This is a genomic window from Vibrio sp. V39_P1S14PM300 (assembly GCF_009904765.1).
GTDB classification, from domain to species: Bacteria; Pseudomonadota; Gammaproteobacteria; order Enterobacterales; family Vibrionaceae; genus Vibrio; species Vibrio proteolyticus.
Genome location: NZ_WXWP01000192.1, coordinates 32,161 through 52,173, shown reverse-complemented (window position 1 = coordinate 52,173; position 20,013 = coordinate 32,161). Strand labels below are relative to the sequence as shown.

The 20,013-nt window shown below is 53.0% G+C and carries 19 protein-coding genes; 15 read left to right on the top strand and 4 right to left on the bottom strand.

From position 1 onward, the window contains the following. Positions 1-8: 8 nt before the first annotated feature. On the bottom strand, positions 9-494 hold the full coding sequence (locus tag CAG65_RS09920; protein WP_161453520.1) for an aminoacyl-tRNA deacylase: 486 nt from the start codon (positions 492-494) through the stop codon (positions 9-11). Continuing rightward, entirely contained in the window at positions 487-1,452 is a 966-nt protein-coding gene (gene ygfZ, locus CAG65_RS09915; RefSeq protein ID WP_161453519.1) for a tRNA-modifying protein YgfZ, read from the bottom strand. The genes CAG65_RS09920 and ygfZ overlap by 8 nt, the downstream gene beginning before the upstream one ends. Before the next feature lie 146 nt (positions 1,453-1,598). Between ygfZ and CAG65_RS09910 the strand changes: the two genes are divergently transcribed. Next, complete coding sequence (locus CAG65_RS09910) at positions 1,599-1,859, top strand: FAD assembly factor SdhE (protein ID WP_021706906.1); 261 nt, start codon at positions 1,599-1,601, stop codon at positions 1,857-1,859. A 40-nt stretch (positions 1,860-1,899) separates the two neighbouring features. Further along, on the top strand, positions 1,900-2,235 hold the full coding sequence (locus CAG65_RS09905; RefSeq protein ID WP_021706907.1) for a protein YgfX: 336 nt from the start codon (positions 1,900-1,902) through the stop codon (positions 2,233-2,235). A gap of 6 nt (positions 2,236-2,241) precedes the next feature. On the opposite strand, the gene nadB is transcribed toward CAG65_RS09905, so the two are convergent. After that, on the bottom strand, positions 2,242-3,849 hold the full coding sequence (gene nadB, locus CAG65_RS09900; protein WP_161453518.1) for an L-aspartate oxidase: 1,608 nt from the start codon (positions 3,847-3,849) through the stop codon (positions 2,242-2,244). A 339-nt stretch (positions 3,850-4,188) separates the two neighbouring features. Between nadB and rpoE the strand changes: the two genes are divergently transcribed. The 11 genes from rpoE (at position 4,189) to acpS (ending at position 13,356) form a co-directional block, all read left to right on the top strand. Further along, the gene (rpoE, locus tag CAG65_RS09895; protein ID WP_021706909.1) at positions 4,189-4,767 is read left to right on the top strand and encodes an RNA polymerase sigma factor RpoE; all 579 of its coding nucleotides are present in this window, start codon (positions 4,189-4,191) and stop codon (positions 4,765-4,767) included. Between the two features lie 27 nt (positions 4,768-4,794). Further along, positions 4,795-5,421, top strand: coding sequence for a sigma-E factor negative regulatory protein (locus tag CAG65_RS09890; protein ID WP_040903119.1), 627 nt, complete (start codon positions 4,795-4,797; stop codon positions 5,419-5,421). Then, the gene (gene rseB, locus CAG65_RS09885; protein ID WP_021706911.1) at positions 5,418-6,389 is read left to right on the top strand and encodes a sigma-E factor regulatory protein RseB; all 972 of its coding nucleotides are present in this window, start codon (positions 5,418-5,420) and stop codon (positions 6,387-6,389) included. Before CAG65_RS09890 ends, rseB begins: the two co-directional genes overlap by 4 nt. After that, positions 6,386-6,856, top strand: coding sequence for a SoxR reducing system RseC family protein (locus tag CAG65_RS09880; RefSeq protein WP_021706912.1), 471 nt, complete (start codon positions 6,386-6,388; stop codon positions 6,854-6,856). The genes rseB and CAG65_RS09880 overlap by 4 nt, the downstream gene beginning before the upstream one ends. Positions 6,857-6,962: 106 nt before the next feature. Continuing rightward, positions 6,963-8,756: a translation elongation factor 4 gene (lepA, locus tag CAG65_RS09875; RefSeq protein ID WP_021706913.1), complete on the top strand. Its 1,794-nt coding sequence runs from the start codon at positions 6,963-6,965 to the stop codon at positions 8,754-8,756. A gap of 91 nt (positions 8,757-8,847) precedes the next feature. Beyond that, positions 8,848-9,744 (top strand): signal peptidase I, encoded by an 897-nt coding sequence (lepB, locus tag CAG65_RS09870; protein WP_161447951.1) that lies wholly within the window; start codon positions 8,848-8,850, stop codon positions 9,742-9,744. Positions 9,745-9,774: 30 nt separating this feature from the next. Then, positions 9,775-10,452 (top strand): ribonuclease III, encoded by a 678-nt coding sequence (gene rnc, locus CAG65_RS09865; protein WP_021706915.1) that lies wholly within the window; start codon positions 9,775-9,777, stop codon positions 10,450-10,452. Continuing rightward, positions 10,445-11,407, top strand: a complete 963-nt coding sequence (gene era, locus CAG65_RS09860) for a GTPase Era (protein ID WP_161447950.1) — start codon at positions 10,445-10,447, stop codon at positions 11,405-11,407. Before rnc ends, era begins: the two co-directional genes overlap by 8 nt. Positions 11,408-11,516: 109 nt before the next feature. Then, on the top strand, positions 11,517-12,245 hold the full coding sequence (recO, locus tag CAG65_RS09855; RefSeq protein ID WP_021706917.1) for a DNA repair protein RecO: 729 nt from the start codon (positions 11,517-11,519) through the stop codon (positions 12,243-12,245). Next, a complete protein-coding gene (gene pdxJ, locus CAG65_RS09850) occupies positions 12,242-12,973 on the top strand; it encodes a pyridoxine 5'-phosphate synthase (RefSeq protein ID WP_161447948.1) in 732 nt (243 codons plus the stop codon). The genes recO and pdxJ overlap by 4 nt, the downstream gene beginning before the upstream one ends. Then, positions 12,973-13,356, top strand: coding sequence for a holo-ACP synthase (gene acpS, locus CAG65_RS09845; protein ID WP_021706919.1), 384 nt, complete (start codon positions 12,973-12,975; stop codon positions 13,354-13,356). The genes pdxJ and acpS overlap by 1 nt, the downstream gene beginning before the upstream one ends. Here acpS and barA read toward each other — a convergent pair. Then, positions 13,341-16,124 carry a two-component sensor histidine kinase BarA gene (barA, locus tag CAG65_RS09840; protein WP_161447946.1) on the bottom strand — a complete coding sequence of 928 codons (2,784 nt, stop codon included), beginning with the start codon at positions 16,122-16,124 and terminating at the stop codon, positions 13,341-13,343. The genes acpS and barA overlap by 16 nt on opposite strands. A 196-nt stretch (positions 16,125-16,320) precedes the next feature. Here barA and rlmD point away from each other — a divergent pair, with 196 nt between their 5' ends. Both rlmD and relA read left to right on the top strand, forming a co-directional pair. Then, a complete protein-coding gene (gene rlmD, locus CAG65_RS09835) occupies positions 16,321-17,640 on the top strand; it encodes a 23S rRNA (uracil(1939)-C(5))-methyltransferase RlmD (protein ID WP_161453517.1) in 1,320 nt (439 codons plus the stop codon). Positions 17,641-17,712: 72 nt separating this feature from the next. Beyond that, the gene (gene relA, locus CAG65_RS09830; protein WP_021706922.1) at positions 17,713-19,932 is read left to right on the top strand and encodes a GTP diphosphokinase; all 2,220 of its coding nucleotides are present in this window, start codon (positions 17,713-17,715) and stop codon (positions 19,930-19,932) included. The last annotated feature ends 81 nt before the right edge of the window (positions 19,933-20,013 follow it).

Here is a 20,013-nt window from a genome sequence, read left to right as displayed (position 1 = left end):
CCATTACACTAAATTGCCGTATCACGGCAAATGTCTCCGAACTGAGGCTGGCACAACTGCACCAGATCGTGACAACCCAGAGCTACTCCGGCCATGTGACAGCCGCTACTGATGGTAACTTCCGGCTCTGTCAGCAGATGTTGATCAAAGATGATCTGCATCGATACGGGCAGCAAAAGGGGAGCAACACAACCTGGCTGATAGCCGGTTAATTCGGGGACCTGAGCCAGATCGACACAGGTCATTCGGCGCCAGCCAAGCAGAGCACGGACTTTCTTTGGATCCACAGATCTGTCGCCAGGAGCGCACGCCAGAGCGTATTGACCGCCCATGTCCCGTAGCAGAATTGACTTCACCATCTGGGCGGGACGGATGCCTCGTTGCCGGGCGGCGTCTTCGATGGTGGTGGCTGGCGTCTGATGAGGCAGCAGGCGATACGCCACCTGCTGCTCACGGAGATACCGCGTGATTTTGGTCTCTATCGGCTTATTCATTCTCTTCTAACGTATACGGCAAAGGCTGAATGGTCCAGGTGTGTTCCGGCTGATTCTGAAGGCGCAGGGGAGTATCGGCGTCGAGGTTGTTGGGCAGAACAACCAAGCCGATGGCGCTGTTGTCGGCAAACACATAATGCGCAAGCAACTGACCAGCGCCACGCCAATTGTCTCCGACCGCCCGCTCAAGTGCCGTGCCTTCAATTGCCGTTGAGACACTGCCCTTGACTATGTACATCGCACGCTTGTTCATGCCGCGGTACTTAGCTCGCGCAACGGTTTCCTGACCGGTGTAACAGCCTTTAGTAAAGCTGATGCCTCCCAGTGCCTGCAGGTTGAGCGCTTGGGGAATATGCTCATTTTGCTCGCTGGCGCCGAGTACCGGTAACGCATGTTCGATGTCAAAGCGGGTCCACAGGGATTCGTCGACTTTGTTCGCGGTCCACTGTGCTGCCAGCGTTTCGGCTGCGTGTGCGTCCAGCAACAGAATCCAGCGCTCAGCATCTATTCTCACCGCACTGCCACCGTTGATGGCCCGGACATCACCGCGCTGCTCCGACAGGCTGTCAATAAAATGTTCGGCTTGTTGGCCGAGCACTCCCAGAATGATCTCCTGACTGGCATTGATCTCAACTTTGGAGAATACCGCGTACTTGCGGATCTCTCGCAATTCGACGTCGATCGCCGATCGTGGCTGCACCATGGCAAAGCCACCATTGTGGTGGAACACACGAAATACGCTCCAGACCTTGCCTTTGGCATCGCAGTGCGCACCCAGTGTAGTTTGGTCCAAAGGCAGAGATACCACGTCGCAGGTGACCTGACCTTGCAGGTAAGACTTCTTGTCATCACCTTGCAGAGTGATGGCTCCCCATGAGGGCAGGTAAGCCAGCATCAGGGGCGGCAACGCATCGTTTGCGTTTACGGCAAGAGGAGTGAATGAGTTTTGCCAATCCATGTGAAATTCCTAGCTATGTTGGTATGGGGTTATGTTAATCCGGTTGAGTTTTTTTGTCAGCTTCTGCGGACTGTGACTGAGTTAGTGGTCGCCGTCTCTGACCCCTGTTACACTCAGCTAAAATTATGATTAGGTGAGGATAACCGATGTACACTGCAGAAGAAAAAGCACGGATCAAGTGGGCATGCCGACGTGGGATGCTGGAACTTGATGTGGTCATTATGCCTTTTTTTGAGGAGTGCTTTGATTCACTGAGCGAGACGGAGCAACAGGATTTTGTGTCGCTGCTGGAGTGTGATGACCCGGATCTGTTTACCTGGATTATGGGGCATGGACGCAGTGAGAACCTGAGTCACGCCTCCATGGTAGACAAGATTGTTGCCCATAACCTCAGCAAAGTGCGTTAACGTCCACTTACTCCCTTCTACTGATGCCCGTGTCCTGCATATGGTGGCTTGGCTACTGACGACCTGGGCATCCCTTGCTGCTTTCCTGCCACTGGTCATTCTTCCCATGCTGTTGGTACCGATATGGCAATTGTGTCATCGGGGAGCACTGTTGCCCCCCGCCGCGCAAGGTCAACTGCGTTGTGGTCCCGGACGACAGGTTCGCTTTAACGATGACACTCTGACACTGCGCGGTTGTCAGAGCGCATGTGCTCACTGGTTTGTGATTGTGTATTTTGAACAGCGCGCGGCGTTAACGGTGTGGCGCGACAGTTTGAGTGACGCGGATTATCGCCATCTGCTGGTGGTGGTTCAAAGGGAGCGCCAGGCTCCCTGAACGTGATTATTTTTGAGGCACCAAAATGGTTGGCCCGCTGTGTTCCGCCGGATTAGGGTAATCCAGAGTGTAATGCAGGCCACGACTCTCTTTGCGTTGCATCGCACAGCGGACCATGAGTTCGGCGACTTGCAGCAAGTTACGCAACTCCAGCAGGTTATTTGAGACGCGGAAATGGCTGTAATACTCGTGCGTTTCCTGTTGCAGTAACTGAATTCGGCGCAGCGCACGCTCCAGGCGTTTGTCGGTCCGCACAATGCCCATGTAATCCCACATGAACAGGCGCAGTTCATGCCAGTTGTGTTGGATAACCACTTCTTCATCTGAGTTGCTCACCTGACTTTCGTCCCACGCCGGCAAGGTTGTCGGTAGGGTGGCGCTGTCGAGTTTGGTCAGGATGTCTTTAGCGGCAGACCAGGCGTAGACCACACACTCTAGCAGCGAGTTAGAGGCCATGCGATTGGCACCGTGCAAACCGGTGTAACTGACTTCGCCAATCGCATACAGTTGTGACAGATCGGTCTGCCCCTGCTGAGAAACCATCACACCGCCGCAGGTGTAGTGCGCAGCGGGAACAATCGGGATCGGCTCTTTCGTCATGTCGATGCCGAGATCCATTAACCGGGTGTAAATGGTCGGGAAGTGCTTTTCGATAAAATCGGCGGGTTTGTGGCTGATATCAAGGTACATGCAGTCCGCGCCCAAGCGTTTCATTTCGTAGTCGATCGCCCGGGCCACCACGTCACGCGGTGCCAGTTCGGCGCGCTCGTCAAATTCCGGCATGAAACGGGAGCCGTCGGGCCGGCGCAGGAAGGCACCTTCACCGCGCAGAGCCTCGGTCAGTAGAAAGTTGCGAGCTTCCGGGTGGTACAAACAGGTCGGGTGGAATTGGTTAAACTCCATATTGGCGACCCGGCAGCCGGCACGCCAGGCCATGGCAATCCCATCGCCGGACGAGACGTCAGGGTTGGAGGTGTACTGATACACTTTCGATGCTCCGCCGGTTGCCAGTACGACAAATTTGGCGCGTACGGTCTCAACGTGCTCTTCATTGCGATTCCAGATGTAAGCACCGACGACTTTGTTTTCATCCCCGCCGATTTTATCTTCGGTGATCAGGTCAAGCGCATTGTGGCGCTCAAGAACCGTGATGTTGGGGTGATTGTGAACGTTGTCCTGCAGTGAGGTTTGCATCGCCATGCCGGTTGCATCGGCGGCATGCAGGATACGGCGGTGGCTGTGGCCGCCTTCACGGGTCAGGTGATAGCGTGGCTCATCGTCGTTATCGTTGTCCTCGCGGTCAAACGGAACACCGCCGTCGATCAGCCACTGGACGCACTCTTTGGCATTTTCGGCGATAAAGGTCACGGTTTCTTCTTCACAGATGCCGCCGCCGGCAATCAGTGTATCCTGTACATGCGATTCAATGCTGTCGGATTCATCAAATACCGCTGCAATTCCTCCTTGAGCGTAGTACGTCGCGCCTTCGCTCCTTGGTCCTTTACTTAAGACAATCACGTTGGCACGTTTGGCTACGCGCAGTGCAAGCGACAAGCCTGCTGCGCCGCTACCAATGACTAATACATCACACTGATGTTCACGGTTTGCGTTCATAAAACTGTTAAAATCCCGAACTATATTCAGAGTAGCAACACTCTATCCCCATGCGCGGAGCGCCGATGAATCCCTCTATATTATCATCAGTGGCCACGCATTACTTTGTAAATCCCATTGCTTTTCGTGTACTTCGCCCCCAGAATTTGGAGCAGTGACAACGAACACATCGCCCTGCGAACGTATCAGAATATTTTTTAGAGAATATGTGGAACTTTCTATATACGTCAGAGTCACAATAGTGCTCATGTAAGCAGTGGTGTCAATACTACATTTTGCATAATTAATGCCCATATCTGTGAGGATAGGGGAGAGAAACAAATAGGAGTACACGCTCGAATGAACGAGCAGCTGACCGATCAAGTATTGATTGAGCGAGTTCAGAGTGGAGATAAGCAGGCATTCAATCTGTTAGTACTGAGATACCAGAACAAAGTTTGCAATCTTATTTCCCGGTATGTGAGCAATCCTGGAGATGTCGCCGATGTGGCCCAAGAAACGTTCATTAAAGCGTATCGGGCGGTGCCAAGCTTTCGTGGTGAAAGCGCCTTTTATACCTGGCTATATCGAATTGCTGTCAACACTGCCAAAAACCACATCGTTGCCCAGAGCCGCAGACCGCCAGCCAACGATGTGGATGCTGAAGAAGCTGAATATTACGAGTCGGCGAGTGCGTTAAAAGAAATTTCGAACCCTGAGAACTTAACGTTGTCCAAAGAATTGAAACGCGTGGTTTTCAGTGCGATTGAAGCACTACCCGACGATTTAAAAACTGCAATGACTTTACGCGAGTTAGATGGTTTAAGTTACGAAGAGATCGCGGCTGTGATGGATTGCCCGGTAGGGACAGTGCGTTCTCGAATCTTCCGAGCTCGTGAAGCGGTTGAGAAAAAAATCAAACCGCTGTTGCAACGCTAATTACCAGTAATGACTATGGTGAAAACAATGGCTGACAAAGAAAGACTTTCAGCACTCATGGATGGGGAAATGATCGACAAAGCTCTGATTGCAGAGCTGGGTGACGATCAGGAAAGCCTGCAAACTTGGAAAAATTACCATTTGATTGGTGATGTGATGCGAGGTGAGGCTCCGGAAGCACCGGAGTGGAACATTGCAGAAAGTGTTGCATTGGCGCTGGAAAATGAGCCTGCACACCATCTCAATCATGCCACCAATGTAACGCATCTTGACGCGGTGCGGGTGGAAGAGCAACCGGCACCGCAACAAGCGCGCCGCCAGTTGCCGGGTTGGTTGAGCCAGTTTGGTCAGGTGGCGGTGGCCGCGTGTGTGTCTTTGGCTGTGATTCTGGGTGTTCAACAGTATGGTGGCACTGATCCTTCTCAGCCACAGAATAATCAAGTGCCTGTTCTGCAAACGGTGCCGTTTGCCGGCAGTGCAGAGCCTGTCAGTCTGACCCGTGATTCGATAGAGAAGCAGCACACTGGTGACATTAATGTCCAGGAGCAGCGTCGTCGTATCAATGCCATGCTGCAAGATTACGAGCTTCAGCTTAGACTAAACAGTGAGAACGCTGACCAACACAGCGATCGAGTTGAACCGGTAGTTGAATGAAAAAATTTCTGATCAGTGCGCTGACGCTGTTCAGTTTGAGCTCAGGTATGGCCTTTGCAGAGGATAACGACTCTGCGGAGGCTTTATTGCATCAAATGAACGAAGCCAGTCAGCATCTAAATTACGAGCTGTCTTATATCCTGATTAAGAAAAACAGTATCGAGCCTTTGCTGTACCGCCATGCGCTGGAGGAAACCCAGCAGCTTGCCCATCTGGTGTATCTGAGTGGTCCGGTGCGCGAAGTGATTCGCCGCGGTGATGAGATCAGTTACATCGAGCCTGGGGTTGAACCGTTTACCATTGAATCCGGTAATATGGTGGCGCCGACCATTCCTTTACTCAACAGTGATATTGATGACATCAGTAAGTTTTACGATTTCGTCAAAGTTGGGCGTGCCCGCGAAGCTGGCGCGGCTTGCCAGGTGTTGCGTGTTGTACCCAAAGATGGCTTACGTTACTCCTATGTTCTGTGGGTTGATGAGCAGAGCAAATTGCCGCTTCGCGCTGATCTGATTGATCGTGATGGTGAAGTGCTGGAGCAATACCGCACCATCGCTTACAGCGTCAACGATAAAATTGCGCAACTGTTGAGTGGCCTCAATCAGGTCAAACTGCCACAAGTATTATCGTTACCTAAAGGCCCGGTGAAACAGACGTACTGGAAAGTGGGCTGGATTCCTGAAGGGTTTGAACCCAAGGAACTGAACCGTTACCGCATGGCGATCACCGATCGTATGGTCGAGAGCCAGATGTACTCTGATGGCCTGTTCAGTTTCTCGGTGTACGTCTCCGACAGCGACAACCATTCGTTGCGGGGCCAACTGGTGCGTCAGGGGCGACGCACACTTCATAGCCTGGTGAGTGGTAAGAATGAAGTGTCTGTGGTCGGTGACATTCCACCGTCGACCGCTCAACGCATTGCTCAGTCGGTGACGTTCAGCGCTCAATCAGGAGCAACCACACCATGATGACGGCGCTGGCGACGGTCTCTTCTGTAACCTCGAAGGCGAAAGGCTTCGAGGTTGAACTCAGTTGCGATCAGCAAACCAGTTGCAGCAGTTGCGCATCACAAAAGAGCTGTGGGACCGGTATTGTTTCCAAAGCCGTGGGTAAGAAATCCCTGCATTGGCGTTTGTTGACCTCCCGCTCAGTCAAAGCCGGACAGGTGGTTGAAATCGGTTTCCCGGAAAAGAGTTTACTGCAGTCGGCGGCGATCGTGTATTTGGTGCCGCTGCTGGCGATGATCGCCGGGGCACTGCTCGCACAATGGTTGCTGGTACCGGCATTCGGCCTCGGCGAAGGGGCGGTGATCCTCTGCTCCACGTTGTCGACAGCGGGCGGGATATGGGCAGCGAAAAAGCTGTCGAAAAATCTGGAACGTCAATCCCATGATGAGGTGGTGTTACTGCGGGTTCTGGGAGAGCCAATTAGCTAGTGCGAAGCCGCCCGAAATTGGGTAGAATCTGCCAACTTGATTGAAATGCCGTCAAACGACGGCTTTCTTATGTCCCTATTTGCAAAGAGTTAGTCACACCATATCTATGAAGCACATTCGTAATTTTTCGATTATCGCCCATATCGACCACGGTAAGTCGACCCTTTCTGACCGCCTGATTCAGGTTTGTGGTGGTCTGTCTGATCGTGAAATGGCTGCGCAGGTTCTTGACTCCATGGATCTTGAACGTGAGCGTGGTATCACCATTAAATCTCAGAGTGTGACACTAAACTACACCGCGAAAGATGGCGAAACATACCAGCTGAACTTCATCGATACGCCGGGACACGTTGACTTCGCGTACGAAGTTTCCCGTTCGCTAGCGGCCTGTGAAGGGGCTCTGCTGGTAGTGGATGCCGGTCAGGGCGTAGAAGCACAGACTTTGGCGAACTGTTACACCGCGATCGAAATGGATCTGGAAGTCGTGCCGATCCTGAATAAGATTGACCTGCCTGCGGCTGATCCTGAGCGCGTGGCGGAAGAGATTGAAGAGATCGTGGGTATCGATGCGATGGAAGCCACTCGTTGTTCGGCGAAAACCGGTCTGGGTGTGGATGATGTGCTGGAAAACATTGTGTCTGCGATTCCGGCGCCGGAAGGCGATCCGGATGGTCCGTTGCAAGCACTGATCATCGACTCGTGGTTCGACAACTACCTTGGCGTGGTGTCGTTGGTGCGGATCAAAAATGGCTCGCTGAAGAAAAACGACAAAATTAAAGTGATGAGCACTGGTCAGGCTTGGGGCGTGGACCGTTTGGGTATCTTTACGCCAAAACAGGTGGATACCGATGTACTGCGCACCGGTGAAGTTGGCTGGGTAGTGTGTGGTATCAAAGATATCCTCGGCGCACCCGTGGGCGATACGCTGACGCTGGCGAAAAACGGCTGTGACAAACCGCTGCCAGGCTTTAAGAAAGTGAAACCTCAGGTTTACGCTGGCCTGTTCCCGGTTTCTTCCGATGACTACGAAAACTTCCGTGATGCACTGGGCAAACTGAGCCTGAATGACGCGTCGCTGTTCTATGAGCCAGAGAACTCTGCGGCACTGGGCTTTGGTTTCCGCTGTGGTTTCCTTGGCATGCTGCACATGGAAATCATCCAGGAGCGTCTGGAGCGTGAATACGATCTCGACTTGATCACCACCGCACCGACGGTAGTGTATGAAGTGGAGCAGACAGACGGCACAGTGATGTACGTTGATAGCCCGGCGAAATTGCCAGCGGTCAATGACATCGAAGAGATCCGCGAACCCATCGCGCGCTGTAACATTCTGGTACCGTCGGACTATCTGGGCAACGTGATCACCCTATGTGTTGAGAAACGTGGTGTGCAGGTGGATATGGTTTACCACGGCAACCAGGTGGCGGTAACCTACGATATCCCGATGGCTGAAGTCGTGTTGGATTTCTTTGACCGTCTAAAATCCACCTCTCGTGGTTACGCGTCTCTGGACTACAACTTCCAGCGTTTTGAAGCGTCGAACATGGTGCGTGTTGACGTGCTGCTCAATGGCGACAAAGTGGACGCGCTGGCATTGATTACGCATAAAGATCAGTCTCAGACTCGCGGCCGTCAACTGGTCGAGAAGATGAAAGAGTTCATTCCGCGTCAGATGTTTGATATCGCGATTCAGGCGGCGATCGGTAACCACATCATCGCGCGTTCGACGGTCAAACAGTTGCGTAAAAACGTTATCGCTAAGTGTTACGGTGGTGACGTCAGCCGTAAGAAAAAACTGCTGAAGAAGCAGAAAGAAGGTAAGAAACGCATGAAGCAGATCGGTAACGTCGAGCTGCCTCAGGAAGCCTTCCTGGCGATTCTTCATGTCGGTAAAGATTAACGCTCGGTGCGTTGACACTGAAATATAAGAAGAAGATAAGTGAAAGGGTTTCGGCTCTTTCACTTTCGTGTTTTTAAGATAAGGGAAGTCAATGGCGAAAATATTCTCACTGATACTGGTCTTTGCCACGTTGATCACCGGGATTGTCTGGGTGATGGAAAAACTGGTTTGGGCCAAGCAACGCAAACAGAAACTGGCGGCGGTCGAAGCACAGACTAACGGCCTTGACGACAGTGTTAGCCAAAAACTGATCGCTCAGCCTTGGTGGGTGGAAAACAGCGTGTCGATTTTCCCGGTTATCGCTTTTGTGCTGGTTTTGCGCTCTTTCTTGTATGAACCGTTTCAGATTCCGTCAGGCTCAATGATGCCGACTTTGCTGGTGGGCGATTTCATTCTGGTGGAAAAGTACGCTTATGGCCTGAAAGATCCGGTGTGGCGTACTCAGTTGGTCGAAACCGGTAAGCCTGAGCGTGGTGACATCATCGTATTTAAGTACCCGGTACAACCAAGCATTGACTACATTAAGCGTGTGGTGGGTTTGCCTGGCGATACGGTGCGTTATAGTGCCGACAAACAGGTGTGCATTCAGGCGAAAGGCACCTCGGAATGTCAGCCGGTGGCTATCTCGGATGTGCATGAAAGTCAGTTTATCCAAAACGGTCTACCTCTGATCGAAGCCAAAGAAAAACTGGGCCCGGTAGAACACCAGATCCTGATTAACCGACTGCGCCGCGATCGCGTTGACGAATACCAGCCACGCCCTGGCGTGAGTGAATGGGTGGTTCCACAAGGTGAATACTTTGTAATGGGCGACAACCGCGATAACAGTGCCGACAGCCGTTACTGGGGCTTCGTGCCGGAAGCCAACCTGGTGGGTAAGGCGATCGGTATCTGGATCAGTTTTGAGTTTGAACGTGGCGCGGACAGCATTCTGCCTTCATGGATTCCAACTGGTGTGCGTTTTAACCGCATTGGTGGCATTAACTAGTCCTGCGGGACATTAACAAATCGAGAGAGTATGACTTCTCCAATCCGTAAATTAGAAACTAAGCTCGGCTATCAGTTCAATGATGCCGAGCTTATCAACCTGGCGCTGACTCACCGCAGCGCCAACGGTAAACACAATGAACGTCTTGAGTTTCTGGGCGATTCAATTTTAAGTTTTGTTATCGCTGATGATTTGTACCATCGTTTTCCTAAAGTGAATGAAGGGGACATGAGTCGCATGCGTGCCACCTTGGTTCGCGGCAACACACTGGCGGAGCTGGGTCGAGAATTCGAGCTGGGAGATTACTTAAAATTAGGTCCAGGTGAGTTAAAAAGTGGCGGCTTCCGTCGTGATTCGATTCTGGCCGATGCGGTTGAAGCGATCATCGGGGCGATTTATCTCGACAGTGACATCGAACAGGTGCGTCGTATTATCCTCCGTTGGTATCAACAACGTCTGGATGCGATCCAACCAGGTGTGTCACAGAAAGATCCCAAAACTCGCCTGCAGGAATTTCTGCAAGGCAGAAGAAAGCCGCTTCCTGTCTACACAGTGACTAATATTAAAGGTGAAGCACACAATCAGGAGTTTACTGTGTCGTGTGAAGTCGCAGGCATCGGACAGCCTGTAATTGGAAAAGGTACGAGTCGTCGCAAGGCTGAGCAAGCGGCTGCCGAAACTGCTTTAGAGCAACTGACTAATGGCTGATAACGAATTTAATATTGATGCGTTCTTCGCATCACACGGTGAAACCAGTTCACCAGAAAACCAGCACTGTGGCTTCATTGCCATTGTGGGGCGCCCGAATGTGGGGAAATCGACGTTGCTGAACCGTATTCTGGGACAGAAGATTTCCATTACATCACGTAAGCCGCAAACCACGCGTCACCGCATCATGGGTGTGGATACCGACGGCGATTACCAAGCGATATACGTTGATACTCCAGGGCTGCATATTGAAGAAAAGCGGGCGATCAACCGTCTGATGAACCGGGCGGCGAACTCGTCGTTGAGCGATGTGAATCTGGTTCTGTTTCTGGTCGACGGTACCCACTGGACCAAAGACGACGAGATGGTGCTGAATAAGCTGCAAAATGCCAACTTTCCGGTGGTTTTGTGTGTCAACAAAGTCGATAACGTGAAAGATCGCAACGACGTCATGTTGCACATGCTGGAGATGTCGAAGAAGATGAACTTCGTCGATGTGGTGCCTATTTCGGCCAAACAAGGCAAAAACATGGATGTGATCCGCAAACACGTGCGCGAACATCTGCCTCAAGCCACGCACCACTTCCCGGAAGAGTACGTGACGGATCGCTCTCAGCGTTTCATGGCGTCAGAAATTGTGCGTGAAAAACTGATGCGCTTTACCGGTGATGAGTTGCCGTATTCTGTCACGGTGGAGATCGAACGGTTTGACTATAACCCGGAAACGGACGGCTTCCACATCAATGCGCTGATTTTGGTAGAGCGCAGTGGGCAGAAGAAAATGGTCATCGGTAAAGGTGGTGAGAAAATCAAAACCATCGGCCGTGAAGCCCGCCTGGACATGGAAGATCTGTTCGGACGTAAAGTGTTCCTGGAAACCTGGGTTAAAGTGAAATCCGGCTGGGCTGACGACGAGCGTGCGCTGCGTTCTCTGGGTTACATTGACGATTTGTAACCTGGGTGCGACGGTGATTCGCTCCGCAACATGAATGACATAAGGAGCCGGATGGCTCCTTATTTTTTATCGGATGGTGGCCGCTTGCGGTTTTGCTTGGTTGAGAGATATGTCTGACGGTTTACAGCGCTGCTTTGTTTTGCACCGCCGCCCTTACAGTGAATCCAGCCTGATTCTGGATGTGTTCAGTGAAGAGTTTGGCCGCGTGACGTTGATGTCGAAAGGCGCGCGCAGCAAACGTTCGAACCTCAAAGGGGCGTTGCAGCCCTTCACGCCATTACTGCTGAAGTGGTCGGGAAACGGCTCGATGAAGACCTTGCGTCAGGCAGAGCCGATCAGTCTGGGTCTGCCACTGAGCGGTATTCATCTTTATTCCGCAATGTACGTCAACGAACTGCTGGGGCGGGTGCTGATGGCGGAAGTTCCCATGCCCGGACTTTTTCACGATTATTTGGCAGCACTGACTGAGCTGGCTCAGACCGACAATCCGGAGCCAGCCCTGCGCCGTTTTGAGTTGGCGTTGCTGGCGGCCATGGGATACGGCGTCGATTTTCTCCACTGCGCAGGCAGCGGGGAGCCGATTGAACCCGACATGACCTACCGTTATCGCGAGCAGAAAGGGTTTATTGCTTCCGTCAGAAACGACAACCTCACCTTTGTCGGGAATGAATTGATCGCCATCAGTGAACGCCGTTTTGTGACCAAAGAGCAGCTTAGGGCGGCAAAACGCTTTACACGTATAGCACTAAAGCCGTATCTTGGCGGCAAACCTTTAAAAAGTCGGGAATTGTTCATGGCGAAAACGGGCATTCCCAGAGCACGGAGTATTGGAAAATGAGCTCAATCTATCTAGGCGTTAACATCGATCATATTGCCACTTTGCGTAATGCGCGTGGGACACAGTATCCAGACCCTGTCCACGCTGCGGAAATCGCGGAGCGCGCCGGCGCCGATGGGATCACTATCCATCTTCGTGAAGACCGTCGCCACATTCTGGATCGTGACGTGCGCATTTTGCGTGAAACCATTCAGACCCGCATGAATCTGGAAATGGCTGTGACGGATGAAATGGTGGCCATCGCCCTGGAAACCAAACCCGAATTTGTGTGTCTGGTACCGGAAAAACGTGAAGAGCTGACCACTGAAGGCGGGTTGGATGTGGCGGGTCAGAAAGACAAAATCAAAGCCGCGACAAAACAACTGAGCGACGCAGGAATTAAGGTATCACTGTTCATTGATGCCGATCGTCAGCAGATCGATGCGGCCAAAGCGTGCGGGGCGCCTTTCATTGAGCTGCATACCGGCCACTATGCTGATGCGAAAAATGATGACGATCGTCAGGCAGAGCTGAAAAAAATCGCCGCGGCAGCCAGTTATGCGAACGACCTGGGGATCACTGTCAACGCCGGTCACGGTCTGACCTACCACAACGTGGCACCGATCGCTGCGATGCCGGAGATCTACGAACTCAATATCGGCCATTCCATTGTCGGCCGTGCGGTGTTCGATGGCCTGCATAAAGCGGTCGCGGACATGAAAGCCGTCATGGAAGCGGCGCGTCGGTAATGGCTTTGGTTGGCCTTGGCACGGACATCGCTGAGATTGAACGGATTGAAAACGCCCTGTCCCGCTCGGGCGAGGCGTTTGCTCGTCGGGTTCTGGCCGATGTGGAGATGGAAAAGTTCGCTCAGTTGAAGCAGAAAGGGCGCTATCTGGCGAAACGTTTTGCGGCGAAAGAAGCGGCCTCGAAAGCGCTGGGTACGGGCATTGCGCAAGGGGTGACTTTTCACGACTTTGTCATTAGCAATGATGAGCTGGGCAAGCCGGTGCTGACGCTGCACAACAAAGCCGCACAGCTGGCTCAGCAGATGGCGATCACCGCCATTCACCTGTCGATTTCCGACGAACGCCACTATGCCGTGGCGACGGTCATTTACGAATCCAAATAAGGTTGCGCAGACGCGGTAACCTTTTCCATTTCATCTTGCAATTCAAACAGCTCCGGCTCCAGCTCTTCAATGCTGCGGCCGGCACGCAGTGCCTGTTCGATCGTGGCACACACTTTTTTCAGGCGCGGTACTCCGCAGTAAGAGCAGCTGCCGTGCAGCTTATGCACGTGATGCAGCAGAGTGTCACGATCGAAGATATCGTCATCCAGAGCGGCTTCGACAATGGCATTCACTTCCGGGATATAGCCGATCAACATCCCCAGCATATCGCGCGCCAAATCGACTTTATTGGCCGATTGTTTTAACGCCGCCTGCCAGTCAATGATCATAGTGTCGTGCGCAGCCTCACTTTCCGGAGACGGAGTGACGGGCGCAAGTGGTGACTGGACTGGGAGGTTCTCACCATTGCTTCGGTGCTCAGGGCTCCAGTTCTGCAACACCTGCTGCAGCACGTGTTCCTCGATCGGTTTGGTCAGGTAGTCATCCATGCCGGCATTGAGCAGCCTATCCCGCTCGCCACTCATGGCGTGTGCGGTCACGGCGATCACCGGGGTAGATGCATTCAGCGCCAGTTGCTTGATTTTTCTGCAGGCGGTCACACCGTCCATGTGCGGCATCTGAATATCCATCAGGATGATATCGAATTTATGCTGCTCGGCTTGTTTGACGGCATCCAGCCCGTTGGTGCAGGCGATCACCTTGCTGACTCGCTCTTGCAGCAGTGCCGTGATCAGTTTGAGGTTGGCCGGGTTGTCATCCACTGCCATGACCTGCAGTGGCAATTTCTCGCTCTGTACCAGTTCCAGGCGTGGCTGTGTGCTTGCCGGGCCACTGGCCGCCAGCAGTTGCAGTAACTTCTTGCGCGATAATGGCTTGGTGATGCACTGCACCTGATAACGTTGCAGCAGATGATCGGATAGAGCCAGCTCAGTACTCGGAATACCGACCACCACCTGCGGTGCGAGCGACATTGCCTTTTCGACCCATTTTTCGATTGTTGACCGTTCATGCTGCATGTTCGGTGCCAAGTTCAGCAGGACATAGTCAAACTGGCTGGTATCCTCCGGCAGGGAAGAACGGTAGGTGACGTTGAGCCCCTCCTGCACCAGTACCTGCTGGATCACGGAAGCGGCCTGCATGTTCGGCTCCACCAGCAGGATATGACGCTGCTGCAGCACCTGTACATCGATCAACTCGCTGACCGGCATTTCGGTGGCGTGTAACCGGAGCGTGAACCAGAATGTTGAACCCTGGTGGAGGCGACTGGTGAGACTGATTTCGCCCCCCATCTGGCTAACCAGTTTCTGGGTAATCACCAGGCCAAGTCCGGTCCCGCCATAGCGGCGTGAAATGCTGGCATCGGCCTGACTGAAGGCCTGGAACAACTGAGCCTGCTGGCGCTCGGAAATGCCGATGCCGGTATCGCGCACCATAAACTGCAGCTCAACCACATCGTCTTTCTGCGAGCGCAGTTCCACGCTGATATCGATATTGCCCCGTTCGGTGAATTTGATCGAGTTACCCACCAGATTCGTCAGAACTTGCTGGATCCGCAGTGGATCGCCGACCAACCCAGTCGGGATTTTCGGATCCACTTTCAGGGTCAGTTCAAGGCCTTTCTCATGCGCGCTGGTGGCCTGTAAGCTGACCACTTCCTCTAGTGACTCCTGGAAGTCGAACGGAATGTTTTCCAGTGCCAGTTTACCGGCTTCCAGTTTGGAGAAATCGAGGATGTCATTGATGATGTTCAGCAGGTTATTGGCCGACTTTTCAATGGTCTGCAGGTAATCGGTTTGACTGTTGGTGAGCTGGGTTTTGAGCATCTGGCGGGTAAAGCCGATCACACCGTTTAGTGGGGTACGCAGTTCGTGCGACATATTAGCGAGGAACTCCGATTTCACCCGAGCGGCTTCCTGGGCACGCTTCTTCGCGATGTCCAGCTCGACGTTCTGGATTTCAAGCTGTTCCAGAGTCTCACGCAGGTCCGAGGTGGCCTGATCGATGCTGTGCTGCATGTCCATGTGGTATTCGGACAACGACACCGCCATGGCGTTGATGCCGTTTTTGAGTGAATCCAGCTCGCCGTAAAACTTCTCTTCAATTCGCACGTCCAGGTGACCCCGGCGGATGCGATCGACCATGTTTTTCATATTGGTGATGGGGCGGGTGACATCATACATCAGCCGATAGGCAAAGACTGCCGACAGCCCGAGGCCGGTCAGCAGCACAATGAACGCCGAAAATATCTCCTGATACTGTTGCAGACGCAATGACGAGAGATCCAGTTCCACGGCAATGTAGCCGATGGCACGATTTGGCCCGCTGTCGCCATTGGCGCTGTCGATAAAACGGTTCTCGGCCAGAATCGGCGCGCGCAGCACCAGGGTATTTTCAAACTGTTCTGACGAGCCGACTAATGGGATCGGTTTGTCTTTGGGAAACGTTAAGGATTCGAAGTTCGGGTGGAAGTTAGAGGTCACGAACAGTTCATGGTTGGCGTCAAACACTGCAATGCTGCGCACGTTTTTGGAATTCTTACGGTGTGCGTAGCTGATCAGACGGCGCACCGATTCCCGGCTCTGGTTTTTCAGTCCGTCTTCACTGGCGATGGCGAGCGGCTCAATAATGCTCAGGCCGGAATTGATCACCTGTTTTTCCAAATCGTGGTAACGGTTGTAAGAAAAAAAGGCACTCAGCAACAGGCCGATGATCAAAGTGGGCGCCAGGGTCAGGGTAATCACGCGGGCGCGTAAGCCATATCGGGTCATTATTGTCTAAACATCGTGGTGTGGATATGGGAAAATAACTTCGTGCTTCCCGTAATGCCTTTAAAACGGGCCGGGAAGACAGAGCCGTCGAAACAATAAGCATAATCAACTCGGTCGGCCGGTACAATCTCCCCGCTGCAGAATAGTGATGCCGGGGCGAATTATTTGTTTCAGATTTTTATAATGGGCACAGAGCATGGCGCGTTTTTTCCAGGCAAAGAAGAACACTCAGATAGACAAGAAACACCAGGCGGTGACGATAGAAAAACTGGATCACCACGGCGCCGGTATTGCTTACCATCAGCGTAAACCTGTTTTTATCGACGGCGCTCTGCCAGGGGAGCAGGTGCTGATGCAACTGACGGAAAGCAAAAGTAAGTTTGCGCGTGGGCAACTGATCAAAGTGTTACAACCGAGTGATGAGCGCGTCGCGGCTTTCTGCCCGCATTATCAGGAATGTGGTGGCTGCAACATGCAACACCTGACTCTCGATGCGCAGCGAGCCTACAAGCAGCAGGCACTCAACCAACTGATGAACAAGTTTGCCGGTCAGAGCCTGACATTGGAAGCCCCGGTGACGGCCGACGATAAAGGGTACCGCCGCCGCGCCCGTATCAGCCTCAGGCTCGACAAAGGTGCGCGCCAGTTGCAATTTGGCTTTCGCAAAAAAAGCAGCAAACAGATCGTCAATGTCACCGATTGCCCGGTGCTGGTTCCGGAACTGAACCGTTTACTGCCGCAACTCAAATCGTTGCTGGCGGGGTTTGAGCACCCGGAGGCCTTGGGCCATGTTGAACTGGTCAAAGGAGACAACCACCGCGTGCTGGCGTTACGTCACCTTCAACCGCTGCCAACGGCTGACCAACAGGCGCTGAGTGACTTTGCCAGACAGCACGATCTGACGCTGTATCTGATGCCGGAAAGTGACCAATTGGTTCGCCTCAGCGGTGAAGAGGCGGTGTATCTTGAAGCCGGCGTGACGATACCGTTCACCCCCAATAACTTCATTCAGGTGAACCAGCAGGTCAATCGCCAAATGGTGCAGCAGGCATTGAACTGGCTGGCACTGGAGAAAGACGACCGGGTGCTGGACTTATTTTGTGGTCTGGGGAATTTCAGCCTGCCAATGGCGAAACTCACCGGACAAGTGGTCGGAGTAGAAGGCGTCGATGAGATGGTTGCTAAGGCAAAAGCGAACGCTAAACTGAACCAGCTACCGAATCTGTCTTTCTACCAGGCGAATTTGGAACAAGATATGTCGTCTCAGTCGTGGGCGGGAGAAAAGTTCGATAAAGTACTGCTGGATCCGGCTCGGGCCGGCGCCGCGGGGATCGTTGAACAATTATCGTCGCTGGGCGCAAAGCGGATAGTTTATGTTTCATGTAATCCTGCTACGCTTGCCAGAGACAGTCACAGCTTGCTGGCACAAGGATATAAGCTGAAGAAGCTGGGTATGCTGGACATGTTTCCGCATACCAGCCATCTGGAATCGATGGCGCTTTTTGTGAAGGATTGAACGAACTTACCTGATGGATTCTGGTCGAACACCGGGGTAGGTCGCTGATAAAAAATATAACAGGACGAAAAGATGGTTGCGGTACGAAGCGCACATTTGAATCAAGACGAACAGTTTGAGCTGGAGAAGTGGATCTCTAGTCTGAAGCAGGATAAAGAGACGGCCAACCGGCTGAGTAACGTTTATCGCCAGTGCGAAGAACTGCTGAACGGCACAGAGCAGGGGCCGTTGCTGTTGTGGCGTGGCCGGGAGATGATCGAAATTTTGATCACCCTGTCAATGGACCGGGCCACGCTGGTGGCCGCTCAGCTGTTTCCGATCGTAACCAGTGGCTTGTTTGAGCGCGAATTGCTCGAAGAACATTACGGTAAAGAGATCATCAAACTGATCGACGGCGTTGAAGAGATGGCGGCAATCGGTCAGTTGAACGTCACCATGTCTGGCGGTGCGGCGTCGGCACAGGTCGACAACGTGCGCCGTATGTTGCTGGCGATGGTCGATGATTTCCGCTGCGTGGTGATTAAGCTGGCTGAGCGGATTTGCAACCTGATTGAAGTGAAAAAGGCGCCGGATGAAGTGCGCCGTGCGGCGGCGAAAGAGTGTGCCAATATCTACGCGCCGCTGGCTAACCGTTTGGGCATTGGTCAGCTCAAGTGGGAGATTGAAGATTACGCGTTTCGTTATCAGCACCCTGATACTTACAAGCAGATCGCCAAACAACTGGCTGAGCGTCGGATTGTCCGTGAGCAGTACATCAAAGACTTTGTCGATGATCTGGCGGAGGAGATGGCAGTGTGTGGCATCAATGCTGAAGTCAGTGGCCGTCCTAAGCATATCTACAGCATCTGGCGAAAGATGCAGAAGAAAAATCTGGCGTTTGATGAGCTGTTTGACGTCCGGGCGGTGCGCATTATCGCTGACAAGCTGCAGGACTGTTACGCCGCTCTGGGGGTGGTGCACACTAAATACAAGCATCTGCCGAGTGAGTTTGACGATTATGTCGCCAACCCGAAACCGAACGGTTATCAGTCGATCCACACCGTGATCCTGGGGCCGGAAGGCAAGACCATCGAGATACAGATCCGCACCAAGCAGATGCACGAAGAGTCTGAACTTGGCGTGGCTGCCCACTGGAAATACAAAGAAGGCAGCAGTGCGCGCAGTGGCTACGATGAGAAAATCACCTGGCTGCGCAAGCTACTTGACTGGCAGGAAGAGATGTCCGACTCCGGTGAGATGCTGGATGAGTTACGCAGCCAGGTGTTTGATGACCGGGTATACGCCTTTACGCCACGTGGTGACGTAGTGGATTTGCCGATGGGGGCCACGCCACTTGATTTCGCCTACCACATTCACTCTGAAGTGGGCCACCGTTGTATCGGGGCCAAAGTGGCAGGTCGGATCGTGCCGTTCACCCATAAGCTGCACATGGGCGATCAGGTCGAGATCATCACTTCGAAAGAGCCGAACCCGTCACGTGACTGGTTGAATCCGTCGCTGGGCTTTGTGCATTCCGGGCGGGCACGGGCGAAAATCAATGCCTGGTTCCGCAAGCAGAGCCGGGAGAAGAACCTCGAGGCCGGTCGTGAGATCTTAGAGCGTGAACTGGTTAAGATTGGTGCCACGCTGAAAGATGCAGAGCAATACGCGCTCAAGCGCTTCAACGTCAACACGCCGGATGAGCTCTACGTGGGGGTCGGCAGCGGTGACTTGCGTATCAACCAGATCATCAATCACATCAATGCGTTGGTGAACAAACCGACCGCGGAAGAAGAAGATCTTCAGGCGCTGGAGAAATTGCAGGAAGCCGAAAACCGGGCACCGGCGCAGAGTCGGCCAAAGAAAGACGCGGTGGTGGTCGAAGGGGTCGATAACCTGCTGACGCATCTGGCGCGCTGCTGTCATCCGATTCCGGGTGATGACATCTGCGGTTACATCACGCAAGGACGGGGTATCTCCGTTCACCGCAGTGATTGTGAGCAGTTGGATGAGCTGCGTCATCATGCACCGGAACGCATCATTGATACCGTCTGGGGCAGTGGTTTTGTCGGCTCGTATATTCTGACGGTGCGTGTCGAAGCGATGGAACGCGGTGGGTTAGTGAAAGACATCACCACCTTGTTTGCCAACGAAAAAATCAAAGTGACCAGCATGAAGAGTCGCATTGATTATCGCAGTCAGTTATCGATCATGGATTTTGATCTGGAAGTGAACAACCTTGAGGTGCTCAACCGCATCGTCAAACGGGTCGAACAGATCCGGGACGTCATGTCGGTGAAACGTCTTGGCTAAGCGCCGCTGATAACGAGGCTACCCAGCCGGTGGCTACGCAAAGCAACAAAATGACCAGGGCGAGCGGTGCAGACGGCTCGC

Excerpts from the sequence above, each read along its gene's own strand:
- CAG65_RS09920 (WP_161453520.1), bottom strand. The coding sequence starts at position 494 with ATGAATAAGCCGATAGAGACCAAAATCACGCGGTATCTCCGTGAGCAG.
- ygfZ (WP_161453519.1), bottom strand. The coding sequence starts at position 1,452 with ATGGATTGGCAAAACTCATTCACTCCTCTTGCCGTAAACGCAAACGAT.
- CAG65_RS09910 (WP_021706906.1), top strand. The coding sequence starts at position 1,599 with ATGTACACTGCAGAAGAAAAAGCACGGATCAAGTGGGCATGCCGACGT.
- CAG65_RS09905 (WP_021706907.1), top strand. The coding sequence starts at position 1,900 with ATGGTGGCTTGGCTACTGACGACCTGGGCATCCCTTGCTGCTTTCCTG.
- nadB (WP_161453518.1), bottom strand. The coding sequence starts at position 3,849 with ATGAACGCAAACCGTGAACATCAGTGTGATGTATTAGTCATTGGTAGC.
- rpoE (WP_021706909.1), top strand. The coding sequence starts at position 4,189 with ATGAACGAGCAGCTGACCGATCAAGTATTGATTGAGCGAGTTCAGAGT.
- CAG65_RS09890 (WP_040903119.1), top strand. The coding sequence starts at position 4,795 with ATGGCTGACAAAGAAAGACTTTCAGCACTCATGGATGGGGAAATGATC.
- rseB (WP_021706911.1), top strand. The coding sequence starts at position 5,418 with ATGAAAAAATTTCTGATCAGTGCGCTGACGCTGTTCAGTTTGAGCTCA.
- CAG65_RS09880 (WP_021706912.1), top strand. The coding sequence starts at position 6,386 with ATGATGACGGCGCTGGCGACGGTCTCTTCTGTAACCTCGAAGGCGAAA.
- lepA (WP_021706913.1), top strand. The coding sequence starts at position 6,963 with ATGAAGCACATTCGTAATTTTTCGATTATCGCCCATATCGACCACGGT.
- lepB (WP_161447951.1), top strand. The coding sequence starts at position 8,848 with ATGGCGAAAATATTCTCACTGATACTGGTCTTTGCCACGTTGATCACC.
- rnc (WP_021706915.1), top strand. The coding sequence starts at position 9,775 with ATGACTTCTCCAATCCGTAAATTAGAAACTAAGCTCGGCTATCAGTTC.
- era (WP_161447950.1), top strand. The coding sequence starts at position 10,445 with ATGGCTGATAACGAATTTAATATTGATGCGTTCTTCGCATCACACGGT.
- recO (WP_021706917.1), top strand. The coding sequence starts at position 11,517 with ATGTCTGACGGTTTACAGCGCTGCTTTGTTTTGCACCGCCGCCCTTAC.
- pdxJ (WP_161447948.1), top strand. The coding sequence starts at position 12,242 with ATGAGCTCAATCTATCTAGGCGTTAACATCGATCATATTGCCACTTTG.
- acpS (WP_021706919.1), top strand. The coding sequence starts at position 12,973 with ATGGCTTTGGTTGGCCTTGGCACGGACATCGCTGAGATTGAACGGATT.
- barA (WP_161447946.1), bottom strand. The coding sequence starts at position 16,124 with ATGACCCGATATGGCTTACGCGCCCGCGTGATTACCCTGACCCTGGCG.
- rlmD (WP_161453517.1), top strand. The coding sequence starts at position 16,321 with ATGGCGCGTTTTTTCCAGGCAAAGAAGAACACTCAGATAGACAAGAAA.
- relA (WP_021706922.1), top strand. The coding sequence starts at position 17,713 with ATGGTTGCGGTACGAAGCGCACATTTGAATCAAGACGAACAGTTTGAG.